General features: G+C 40.6%; 8 protein-coding genes. All 8 read left to right on the top strand.

All coding sequences use genetic code 11. The features are described 5' to 3' along the window. Positions 1-15: 15 nt before the first annotated feature. The 8 genes from AC1HCU_RS07295 (at position 16) to AC1HCU_RS07260 (ending at position 11,897) form a co-directional block, all read left to right on the top strand. Positions 16-1,704 (top strand): arylsulfatase, encoded by a 1,689-nt coding sequence (locus AC1HCU_RS07295; RefSeq protein ID WP_480370901.1) that lies wholly within the window; start codon positions 16-18, stop codon positions 1,702-1,704. 41 nt (positions 1,705-1,745) lie between these two features. Next, positions 1,746-3,170, top strand: coding sequence for an arylsulfatase B (locus tag AC1HCU_RS07290; RefSeq protein ID WP_480370898.1), 1,425 nt, complete (start codon positions 1,746-1,748; stop codon positions 3,168-3,170). Between the two features lie 26 nt (positions 3,171-3,196). Beyond that, the gene (locus tag AC1HCU_RS07285) at positions 3,197-4,777 is read left to right on the top strand and encodes a calcineurin-like phosphoesterase C-terminal domain-containing protein (RefSeq protein ID WP_480370895.1); all 1,581 of its coding nucleotides are present in this window, start codon (positions 3,197-3,199) and stop codon (positions 4,775-4,777) included. A 457-nt stretch (positions 4,778-5,234) separates the two neighbouring features. Continuing rightward, positions 5,235-6,173 carry a glycoside hydrolase family 43 protein gene (locus AC1HCU_RS07280; protein WP_480370892.1) on the top strand — a complete coding sequence of 313 codons (939 nt, stop codon included), beginning with the start codon at positions 5,235-5,237 and terminating at the stop codon, positions 6,171-6,173. A 36-nt stretch (positions 6,174-6,209) separates the two neighbouring features. Next, on the top strand, positions 6,210-7,283 hold the full coding sequence (locus AC1HCU_RS07275) for a glycoside hydrolase family 43 protein (protein WP_480370890.1): 1,074 nt from the start codon (positions 6,210-6,212) through the stop codon (positions 7,281-7,283). Positions 7,284-7,298: 15 nt separating this feature from the next. Beyond that, a complete protein-coding gene (locus tag AC1HCU_RS07270; protein WP_480370887.1) occupies positions 7,299-8,744 on the top strand; it encodes a sulfatase in 1,446 nt (481 codons plus the stop codon). Positions 8,745-8,758: 14 nt separating this feature from the next. Then, a complete protein-coding gene (locus AC1HCU_RS07265) occupies positions 8,759-10,312 on the top strand; it encodes a sulfatase family protein (RefSeq protein ID WP_286860872.1) in 1,554 nt (517 codons plus the stop codon). A gap of 64 nt (positions 10,313-10,376) precedes the next feature. Then, a complete protein-coding gene (locus tag AC1HCU_RS07260; protein ID WP_480370884.1) occupies positions 10,377-11,897 on the top strand; it encodes a sulfatase in 1,521 nt (506 codons plus the stop codon). Positions 11,898-12,359: the final 462 nt, after the last annotated feature.

Raw genomic sequence — 12,359 nt, 5'->3', positions numbered from 1 at the left:
TAACAGTGTAATAATATGAAAATCAGCAGATACATACCGATCACCCTCTCCGGCATCTGTACATTACCCATGCTGGCCCAATCGGGTGAAAAACCCAATATAATCCTCATTATGGCAGACGATATGGGTTACTCCGATATCGGTTGTTACGGTGGAGAGATCGAAACCCCGAACATCGACCGTCTGGCCAATCATGGAATCAGGTATACCCAGTTCTATAACGCGGGTAGGAGTTGTCCAACAAGGGCGTCTTTAATGACAGGTCTTTACCCTCATCAGGCAGGAATGGGATGGATGACCGTGGCCAACTTGGGTACTCCCCAATATCAGGGAGAGTTGAATGACCGTAGCCTCACAATCGCCGAAGTATTGAAGACAGCCGGATATAATACCTATATGAGTGGAAAGTGGCATTTGACGAGGGATTATGATGAAACGCAGAGCGCTGATAAACATAACTGGCCATTGCAACGCGGATTCGATCGTTTTTTCGGTACCATACCGGGTGGAGGAAGCTTTTTTACCACGCATGGTCTGACTGTAGGAAATAAAATTATTAAACCCGAACAACCCTTCTATTATACGAATGCAATCAGTGACTCGGCAGTAAATTTTATCCGCGAAAATCAAACGGAGAAAGAGGGCCGACCTTTCTTTTTGTATGTTGCCTATACTGCCCCGCACTGGCCTCTACACGCTTTAGAGAAAGATATTGCCAAATATAAGGGTAAATATGATAAAGGTTGGGATGCACTGCGACAGGAGAGATACGAGCGAATGAAAAAGTTGGGAATCATTCCGGAAAACACGGTTTTAACAGAACGCAATGAAGACGCAGCTGCCTGGTATACCATACCGAAAAGGTTGAGGCCGGAATTAGCCCGCCGCATGGAGGTGTATGCTGCTCAAATTGATATAATGGATCAGGGTATTGGTAGAATCATTGCAGAGCTTGAAAGGACCCATCAGTTGGAAAATACAGTAATCATGTTTTTATCTGACAATGGGGCTTGTGCCGAAATGATATCCCATGACGACAAGACTGGAGAAATAGGGGGTACCGATGCTTCCTTTGAGTCTTACGGACTGGCCTGGGCAAACGCAAGCAATACTCCTTTTCAAATGTTTAAACACTGGATTCATGAAGGAGGAATAGCCACCCCCTTTGTGGTACACTGGCCCAATGGTATCGATAGTAAGTATAATGGTAAATTTTACCGTAAACCGGCTCATCTTGTCGACGTGATGGCTACGGCGGTGGAATTGGGTAAGGCTGATTATGCCAAATTGATAAACAGGAATAAAAAGATACAACCGTTGGAGGGACAAAGTCTGGTACCTACTTTTCAGCTGTTGGATAACCGGAGGAAACCTATTTATTGGGAACATGAGGCAAATATAGGAATGCGTGATGGGAAATGGAAATTGGTCGCGAAGACAAAAGAAGGCAACGACCCCTCTATTGGAAAATTGGAATTGTATGATATCGAAGCCGATCGTTCTGAAACCAATGACCTTTCGGCACAATATCCTGAATTGACAAAGAAAATGTTTGATCAATGGATGGTATGGGCAAATCGAATTCAGGTATTTCCTTTGGATGCCCGTGAGTATGGTGTCCGTGCACGAGCCAGCAGAAAGAATGAGGAACATATCTGGCAAAAGAGAAGGATCGACAATCAGAAGCTGCAATCTAAACAGTAGAATAAATATCATACTTCAAACTTTAGTAATTTATATAACTTATGATTTTAAATACATGTTTGAATAGCTCATTGAAAATATCCGCATCTGTGGCGCTTTTTACAACTGTGACAGTGAGTTGCTCGGGAAAGACGACAGATAGCATCAAGCATCCCAACATTGTAATTATTCTTGCTGATGATTTGGGTTGGGGAGATGTAGGATTTCATGGAAGCTCCATCAAGACGCCCAATCTGGATAAGTTGGCAGATGCAGCTATTACATTAAACAGATTTTACGTTGCTCCTGTTTCAACGCCTACCCGGGCAGGGACGCTAACGGGCAGATATCCGAACAGAATGGGAGTGCGGCATGTGGTAATTCCTCCCTGGCGGGATTATGGTATTGAACCAAACGAAATATTTTTACCGCAGGAATTGGAAAGAGCCGGATATAAGCATCGTACAGTCATTGGTAAATGGCATCTTGGACATTCCCGGAAAAAATATTACCCGCTGAATAAAGGTTTTACGCATTTCTATGGTCATCTGAATGGTGCCATTGATTATTTTTCACATGAAAGAGAAGGGGAGCTCGATTGGCATAACGACTGGGAGTCTTCCTATGACAAGGGATACAGTACGGATCTGATCGCAGGACATGCTGTTGAGTGTATAAAGGATTATGCCAGTGAAGACAATCCCTTTTTTATGTACGTGGCGTTTAATGCGCCTCATGCACCTTTACAAGCCAAAGATGAGGATTTATTGCTATATGGTTTTGATCCGTCGAAACCGCGCTTTGGAAAAGGTGACAAAACAGGACGGGGAAACAACCAGGAACAGACCTTCGCTGCCATGGTTACGGCTTTGGACAGAGGTATAGGACAAATAATTCAAACGCTGAAAGATACAGGTGAATTTGATAACACTCTTTTTCTGTTCTTTAGTGACAATGGTCCGGATGTTGGGTCTAGCGGGGAATTGAGAGGAAGAAAGTTTCTAGAATTTGAAGGTGGAGTCCGGGTACCTGCTCTTTTGAGCTGGCCTGCAAAACTGACAGGACAGAGAACCATTGATCAGGCAATGGGTTACGTGGATGTAATGCCGACCATTATGGATATTTTGAAGCAACAGTCCACGGCAGAATTTGATGGTATAAGCATGCTACCTGTTTTAACGGGGGAGAAAAAGACTATCGAGAGAAATTTATATCTGGGATTGGGTGCCGTGGTATCTAACGAGTGGAAATTTATTGAAAAAGGGCATAATCCTAAAATGAAAATGGACTCGGATATGCTTTTCAGAATTGATACGGACCCTTTTGAGCAAACGAATGTAATAGATGCAAACAAGGAAAAAGCAGCGGGACTTAAAAGTTTTGTGCAGGCATATGATACCATTCAACCCCCACGTCCATTGCCGGATTATGGTTATGGACAGGAAGGCTTTGTTACACCCAAAGAGTGGAAAGTGACCGAGGATTGATTGGATTAGCAATAAATATAAAAAATATGAAGTCGCTGTTAATTTTATTTTTATTCTTTTCCGCAGGAATATCTATTTCCTCTCAGGATTTCGTAAAAGGGGTTGTATATAATGATCTGAATGGAAATCAAATGAGAGACAAAGATGAACCGGGTATTTTTCAGGTTCCTGTCTCCAATGGAGCAGATGTTGTTCTTACAGATGAGAATGGAGAATATACATTACCTCTTTCGCAAGATGATATAATCTTTGTAATAAAACCTGCAGGCTATTCTACACCATTTAATGAACAGAATCTTCCCTTATTTTACTATATTCATAAACCTTTGGGATCGCCGGGATTAAATTACAGAGGGGTTGATCCTACGGGTATGATTCCTGAATCAGTCGACTTTGCATTATACCCTGTGCCTAGAGTTAACCAATTTGATGTTTTATTATTCGGTGATCCTCAGCCATATAGTAAAGAAGAACTGGAGTTTTTTGACCAACGAATAGTCTCGGAACTTTCTAGTGCTACAAACTTTTCGTTTGGAATAAGTATGGGAGATTTATCGGGAGATAATCCCGATTTGTTTGAACCATATAACGAAATCATTCGTAATGTGGGTATTCCATGGTATAATGTGATTGGCAATCACGATATGAATTTTGATGTGAGCGCAGATTCACTTTCCGATGAATCTTTTGAACGCGTTTTTGGTCCTTCTTCCTATTCGTTTAACATGGGGAAGGCACATTTTATTATACTCAAGAATATCCTCAGACCTGATCCGCGTAATCCTGCGAACAAAGGCTACTGGGGAGGTTTCACCGAAAAACAGTTCACTTTTGTTGAAAATGATTTAAAATATGTACCTGAAGATCATTTGATAGTTTTATCCTTTCATATTCCTATCTGGGAGGGATATGTTGACCGGGATATCTTTCGTGATGCGGACAGAGAACGACTTTTTTCATTACTAGAGGATTATCCTTATACGTTAAGCATATCAGCACATTCTCATATTCAGAATAATAAGTTAATGAATAAAGAGCATGGATGGACTCAAGACAAGCCCCACCATCATTTTAATATTGGTACAACGTGTGGCTCTTGGTATCGGGGAGAGTTAGATAGCTTGGGCATACCCTTCTCAGTTATGGCAGATGGAACTCCTCAAGGTTATGCTTTACTCCGGATTGATAATAATCGATACAATATTACATATAAAGCCGCAGGGCATGATATGGATTATCAAATGAATATTTACCATCCAAAAGTTATGGGGCATGCAAAAAAGTCACTTTCAAATATATACGTTAATTTTTTTATGGGTAATGAAAATGACGAGGTTATGTTTCGTGTGGATAAAAATGAATGGATTCCAATGAGCTATACCATCGAGTTTGATCCCAGTTACTTGCATCTGCTACATCAATGGGATTTTACAAATAAAGTAATTCCGGGAAGGCGCCCGGTTGAAGCAAGGCAATGTAGTCATTTGTGGAAAGCTCTTTTACCTTCTGACTTAGATATTGGGGAGCATTCTGTTGAAATTAAAGTTAAAGATATGTTTGGAAATCTTCATTACGGAAAGAGTGCATATCGGATAGCTCTTCCTTGAATCCTATTTTGTTTTACTGTTTAGGTAAAACATTAAAAAGATAAACAATGATATGTGTCCGAGATCCATTTACACACAAAAATCACGATTAAAGCGAGTTCTCTGCATAGATAAAAAGAAAACAAAATAATTGTATGAAACGAGCCTGAATTACGAAGTAATCGACTTTGTCAAAATCATTATCACACGAGATCATGACTGAAGCGAGTTTCATATGACACCATTGGAAAAAACATTTTAATCATATGAGACCGACATGATTAAAGTGATCATTAAAAATTCGAAGGGAATGATTTTTTTAACATCAAAGGTTCCATATACCGAAATAAAACAATAAAATAATCATATGAATAATTTGATAAAATATTTGACTTGCATATTCATATTTTTGCTGACTGCTCGATGTGGTAATCATGGAGTTTCCGCTGAACCGGCTGTGTATAATAACCAGGTATCAATGAAGGATGATTCCCGGCAATTGTACTTTGATAATTCCAAAGGTTTGGTGCCCGATTGTGCGGATCCTTATATATTGTTTCACAACGATACTTACTATTTATATGGTACAGGAGGGGCAAACAGAGGTATAAGGGTTTATCAGTCAGATAATCTGGCGGAATGGTCAAAGGCTGTAGGCGCAACCGGTGGATTTGCGCTTGACTCGTCTAATGTATGGGGGAATAAGGGTTTCTGGGCTCCGGAGGTTTATTTTCTCGATGGTAAATTTGTAATGTTTTATACAGTTGAAAGCCGGATAGCCATCGCGGAAAGTGATTCGCCTCTCGGTCCTTTTATTCAGAAGGAGAAGAAACCGTTGCATCCCGCTACGCCGGAAATAGATCCGCACCTGTTTATCGATGAAGATGGGAGGAAATATCTTTTTTTTGTCCGTTTTACAGGAGGAAATGAGATATGGGCTGCCGAAATGAAGGATGATCTTTCAGGAATAAAGGAAGAGACTCTTGTGAAATGTTTTGGTGTTACCGAAGATTGGGAAAAAACTAAAAGCGAACCTGTTGCCAGAGTAGCGGAAGGACCTTTTATGCTCAAACACAATGGTATGTATTATCTGTTTTATTCGGCCAACCATTACCAGAGCAAAGATTATGCAGTGGGTTATGCTCTATCCAAATCTCCTTTGGGGCCATTCCAGAAGCATAAAGGGAATCCAGTGCTGGTAGGAGATGGGAAAAATATATTTGGCACGGGGCATCATTCCTTTTTTAAAGCTGCATCGGGACAAATGTATATCGTGTATCATTCGCATAAAAGTGGCGAATCAGTGCAACCAAGAACAACATGCCTCGACAGGTGCGGATTTGAAAGTGACGGCAAAGATAAATCTGATAAATTTGTAGTTTATGGGCCAACAACCACGCCACAAATAGTAAAATAAACCGAAATTCAATTGCGATTTTTTATAATGAAGAGTATGTCTACATTTCTTTATTTGATCTCACTTTCATTGCTTGCCTGTGTGCAAAACACACCCGCCACTGAAGAGGCAAAACAGCCTGAAGAAGCAAAAACATTTAATAATCCGATTCTCTCAAAAGGTGCGGATCCGTGGGTTTTACAAAAAGATGGATTTTATTACTATACACAAACAAATGGGAGAAATATTGAACTGCGGTCGACACAAAAGATGGAAGATCTCTCTTCATCCAATCCGCTCATAGTTTGGCAACCTGTGGAGAATCAGGACTACTCCAAACAAATATGGGCTCCTGAGCTGCATTTTCTTGATGGAAAGTGGTATCTCTATTTTGCTGCCACATTTGATTCTGGAAAAGAAAATAGCCTGAATGAGAATCGGCGTATGTTTGTGTTGGAGAATAAATCTTCATCACCAATGAATCAAAACTGGGTACTGAAAGGTAAAATTGCCGATGCAACCGATCATTGGGCTATTGATGGTACGGTACTTGATATGGGTGAAAACAAGTATTTTATCTGGTCCGGATGGCGCACCTTTGATCACAAGTCCAATACAGGGAGGCAGCAGTTGTATATTGCAAAAATGGTGAATCCATGGTCATTGGAAGGAGAACGGGTCATGATTTCAGAACCCACATATGAATGGGAGAAAAATGGGTTGGTGAATGAAGGACCCGTAATTTTAAAGAACAAACAAGGAAAGATTTTTCTGGTTTATTCTGCAAGCGGATGCTGGACGGATGAATACAAGCTTGGACTGCTGACCCTTAAAGAGAATGCCAATCCGTTGAATCCCGACGCATGGACAAAGCATAACACCCCTGTGTTTACAAAAAACATAGAGAATGGGGTTTATGCCCCAGGGTATAATGGTTTTTTTAAATCTCCCGATGGGAAGGAAGATTGGTTGCTTTATCATGCCAATGATAATTCCGGAGATGGTTGTGGTGGAAAAAGAAGTCCAAGAATTCAGAAATTTGTATGGACATCTGATGGTTTTCCTGTGTTTGGTCGGCCGGAAGCTGTCTCTGAAGATCTTGTGGTACCTTCTTCCGAAATTCATAAATAAAATATCTATATAATTATGAAAGTTTCGACGAAAGAATTAATGATGTCATTTACTGTATTCAGCATGGGTTCCATTTTAATGACATCCTGTGAGACTGATCAGAAAAAACCGAATGTTATTTTTATATTGGCAGATGACCTGGGGTATTCTGAATTGGGGTGTTACGGGAACACCTTCAATGAAACACCCAATATTGATGAGCTTGCAAGAAATGGTATACGGTTTACGAATGCCTATGCAGCACAAACAGTTAGTTCTCCTACGCGTGCAGCGCTTATGACAGGATTGTATCCGCCACGTACCGGTATCATCGATTATTTGAGGCCCGATGATACAAAGCATCTCAATGAAGAATATACAACTATGGCTGAAATGTTCAAAAGTCAGGGATATCACACAGCCATCATCGGAAAGTGGCACCAGACAGGATATAGCCGGGCAGGCGCACCATACGAGTCATCACCCGACAAGCATGGCTTTGACGAAGTGATCATGTCGGAAAATGAAGGAATTGCCAATGGAACCTGGTTTCATCCATATCATTTTAATAAGGATATTGAAAAGTTACTTGAAGGAGACAGAGAGTTCCTTGTAGACCGAATGAACGAAGAAGCAATACGTTTTATAGACAGGCAGAACGATAATGAGCCCTTTTTCTTATATCTGAGCCATTATGCGGTGCACACCCAGTTGCAAGGTAAACCGGAGGATGTGGACTATTTCAGAAGTAAACCGGGAGCAGGGACAAGTGCTCCATCAAAAGATAACCCTGATAATGATCCCTATAAAAAATGGCCTGCCGATTACCGGGCAAACAGCAATAATCCGCATCTGGCAGCACAATTGCGTGAAGTGGATGAGGGTGTAGGCAATATTATCAGGAAATTAAAAGAAAAGGGATTGTTGAACAATACACTGATTGTCTTCACCAGTGATAATGGGGGTGAAACCAATGTTACTTCGAACGCTCCCTTGCGTGATGGAAAGAGCTCACAATACGAAGGCGGCCTGCGAATTGCCAAGATCGTTTATTATCCTCCTGAAATCCCAAGAGGTAAGGTAATTGATGAGAGTGTGGTCACCTACGACTATCTTCCCACCTTTTGTGAAATGCTGAATGCAGATGAAAATGAACTTTTCCAGAAACCTGACGGAGTCTCGCTCTGGTCTCTCTGGACCGGTAAAACGAACAGGGTGCAAGAACGTGCATTATATTGGCATTATCCACTCGATAAACCCCATTTTCTGGGTGGACGGTCTTCGGCTGCAATACGTTCAGGTGATTGGAAACTCATTCAATTTTATGATTCGCGCACACTTGAATTGTATAATTTAAAAAAAGATATAGGGGAGTCTGACAATCTTGTTACTCAATATCCCGATATTACAGACCAGCTTTTAAAGAAGCTGGATGCATGGCGTGAAGACGTAGGCGCTGTTGTTCCACAGGAGCAGAACTGAAAAATTAATAAAGAATGAAACACAGAACTATTTTTCCCTATTGTGTAGGTACCTGTATAGCAATCTCATCTCTCCAGGCAAAAGAAAAGAGTCCCAATATTGTGCTTATCATGACCGATCAGCAAAGAGCCGATTTTCTCGCTAGAGAAGGATATCCGATTGATACAATGCCTTTTGTTGATGAACTGGCTTCAAACGGAACATGGTTTAATAAGGCTTACACATCCAGTCCTGCAAGCGTACCGGCACGTACCTCTTTACTGACGGGAAGGTTTCCTAAAGCCACCCATGTGAGGAACAATCAGAACGAAGTGGATGCCTACTTTGAAAAAGATATGTTTCATGTTCTTGAAGAGAAGGGCTATGCTACGGCACTTGTCGGCAAAAATCACTCTTATCTGAGAAGTGACAGGCTTGACTATTGGTCTGAATACAATCACGGAGGAAAGGTGGGCAGCTCGGGAACTGAAAAAGGGGATGCATTTGACAGATTCCTGAAGGAAACACAACTGTATGCCTCTTTCGAACCTGCACCGGGTGGAATAGAGAGCCAACCGGTTTACCGTATGGTGGATGAAGCCACTGAATGGATTAAGCATGTAAAAGGCCAGCCTTTCATGCTCTGGTTGTCGTTTGCCGAACCTCATAATCCTTACCAGACCTGTGAACCCTATTTTTCTATGTTCAGAGATAAGTTGCCGTCACTTCAAACATCTGCAAAAGATCGCAGAATGAAGGGAGAACGTTATGAAACACTTGCCGAAATGATGGAGCTTGGTCACGTGGGTTATTCGCAGCAGCTGGACGAACTACATTCAATTTATCTGGGAATGATGCGCATGATTGATGATCAGATAAGACGTTTTACGGACAACCTGAAAAACCAGGATTTGTATGATAATACGATATTTATTTTTATTTCCGATCATGGAGACTATGTGGGTGAATATGGCCTCATGAAAAAAGGAGCCGGATTAGATGAAATAGCTTCCCGCATTCCTATGCAGTGGAGTGGCCCGGGTATAAAAACCTCGGGCAGACCTCACAATGCACACGTCTCCATGGTGGATATTTTTCCGACAATTTGCGAGATTATTAATGTGCCTATCCCCGCAGGAGCACAGGGCAGGAGCTTGTGGCCCCTGTTACAGGGTAAACCCTATCCTGAAAAGGAGTTTGAAAGTATTTATGTGGAGCATGGATATGGGGGGCAGTTCTATACAAAAAAAGATGACACGGATTACCTGACTGAAGGAGCGATTACAAAAAACAAGTATTTTTTTGATGAGCTGAACAGCTGGACTCAAAGCGGGTTTACTAAAATGGTACGTAAAGGAGATTGGAAGCTTATTTTTGATATGGAAGGTAACGGTCAGCTTTACAATTTAAGAAGAGATCCTCTGGAACTGAAAAATCTATTTGAAATAAAGAAATATAGTCAAACAAAGACCAATCTGCTTCAGGAGTTGCTGAAATGGGAGATTGCAACAGGAGATCCTTTGCCTCTTCCACGCAGGAGATATCATTTTAAGAAGAATGAACACAATTATATGTTTAACGACATGTGAAAAATTGTTGAATATGAAGCGATATTTAACTGCTAAATTCATATAAACCACATTTTTAGATATAATGAATTATTTAAAACGAATCAATGTTGCATTCCTCATCAGTGGGGTAGGAATAAGTTCAGGCATGCTAAAGGCACAACAGAACAGTCAGGAAAAGCCGAAAAATATCCTGATGATTTTAGTTGACGATTTAAAACCTAATCTGGGATGTTATGGAGACAATGTTGCCATAAGTCCGAATATTGACAGATTGGCCGATGAAGGAGTCAGATTTAGTAGAGCCTATTGTAATCAGGCTGTGAGTGTCGCTTCACGTTACAATCTATTGACCGGTGTACGTTCCACTACTTCAGGATTATATAACTTTGGATTTGAATTTCGGGATGTGTATCCTGACGCAACAACTTTGCCGCAGTTTTTTATGAATGCAGGCTATCACACAGAAGCCATCGGTAAGGTTTTTCATGTGGGACACGGCAATACAAATGATAAGGCTTCATGGAGTATTCCCCATCATGCAGAAAAAATTGTGGAATACCTTTTGCCTGAAAGTACCGGTCGTGAGTTAACCCGTGAGGAAGCTTTTTTTGAAAATACCCGAATGCATGTTCCCCAGCTGCCACCTAACAGAGAGTTACCCCGGGGTGCAGCATGGGAATCACCCGATGTCCTCGACGAGGCATATGGTGATGGAAGAATCGCTACGCATGCGATCGACAGATTACGGGAACTGAATAAGAATCCGAATCAGCCCTTTTTTATGGCTTTGGGATTTGCAAGGCCGCATCTTCCATTTTGTGCTCCAAAAAAATATTGGGATATGTACAATCCGGATAACCTTCCTATGCCTCAGTATGAAAAAGATCCCGAAAATGCACCAAAGATGGCTATTAAGAGAGGAGGAGAAATAGATCAATTCAAACCTATACCGGCAGGACAGTATGTTTTCCCCGATTCATTGACCCGTAAACTCATTCATGGTTATTATGCCTCAATGAGCTACATGGATGCTCAGTTGGGAAGAGTAATTGATGAACTGAAACGATTGGATATGTTTGAAAACACAATCATTGTCCTTTGGGGAGATCATGGATGGCATTTGGGAGATCATGGATACTGGACGAAACATACGAACTATGAACAAGCCAACACCATACCTCTTATCGTTGTTGCACCGGGAATTGGTAAACCGGGCAGCTCTACCGGTCAATTGACAGAGACGGTAGATATTTATCCCACTCTGACAGCACTGGCAGGGCTTGGTGAACCAGCAGTTTCTCAACCTATCGATGGAATAAGTTTATTGCCTGTTTTGAAAGATCCCGACAAAAAAATCAGGGACCATGCATATCACACCTACCCCCATGGAGGATATATCGGACGAGCTATCCGAACAGAAAGATACAGGTTGGTAGAGTGGAAAAACTGGAATGATAATGCCGATGTAGTGTATGAGTTGTATGATTATGACGTGGATCCGCTCGAAACAAAAAATATTGCCAACACCCAACCCAAAATTGTTGAACAACTTAAAAAGATCCTTGCAAGACATCCGGAAGCCAAAAGACCACCTGTAAGGTAAATTGTATGACCATATTTGTATCTGTTTCCTATTATTTCTGATTAAGTGGAAATAATGGCTTAGATAGATATGTCGGATTCATAAATGAAATGTCTTATTTGGTATAATAAGTTGGAATATTATTGCTTGGAGACTCTTTAAAATTGGAAGACGAATAGATAAGTGAATATGAAAATAATTTGATAAATTTTTATTATATTTTGAGATGAAAATAGTATTTCTTGCGGACTAAATTCAATTACTTTGAACTAATTATTATTAAGAAAAACTACGTATAATAATCATGGATCAGTTTTATTTTTGAATTAATCGCATTATAGTTTTTGATTTTATTTGTATTCCTGAAAAAACCAATGATCATTATAAATTTAACAAACAATTAAAAATAATAGAAATAGTCTTAAATATGAAAATTATGATATTCTTGTCAACAAACGGAGAATTAAAAACACAATTGAAAAA

The organism is Proteiniphilum sp. LBM24028, from assembly GCF_056629195.1.
The sequence above is the reverse complement of the archived record's forward strand: the minus strand, read 5'-3'. Positions and strand labels throughout refer to the sequence as shown.

Coding starts and splice junctions, on each gene's coding strand:
- AC1HCU_RS07295 (WP_480370901.1), top strand. CDS start 16: ATGAAAATCAGCAGATACATACCGATCACCCTCTCCGGCATCTGTACA.
- AC1HCU_RS07290 (WP_480370898.1), top strand. CDS start 1,746: ATGATTTTAAATACATGTTTGAATAGCTCATTGAAAATATCCGCATCT.
- AC1HCU_RS07285 (WP_480370895.1), top strand. CDS start 3,197: ATGAAGTCGCTGTTAATTTTATTTTTATTCTTTTCCGCAGGAATATCT.
- AC1HCU_RS07280 (WP_480370892.1), top strand. CDS start 5,235: ATGAAGGATGATTCCCGGCAATTGTACTTTGATAATTCCAAAGGTTTG.
- AC1HCU_RS07275 (WP_480370890.1), top strand. CDS start 6,210: ATGTCTACATTTCTTTATTTGATCTCACTTTCATTGCTTGCCTGTGTG.
- AC1HCU_RS07270 (WP_480370887.1), top strand. CDS start 7,299: ATGAAAGTTTCGACGAAAGAATTAATGATGTCATTTACTGTATTCAGC.
- AC1HCU_RS07265 (WP_286860872.1), top strand. CDS start 8,759: ATGAAACACAGAACTATTTTTCCCTATTGTGTAGGTACCTGTATAGCA.
- AC1HCU_RS07260 (WP_480370884.1), top strand. CDS start 10,377: ATGAATTATTTAAAACGAATCAATGTTGCATTCCTCATCAGTGGGGTA.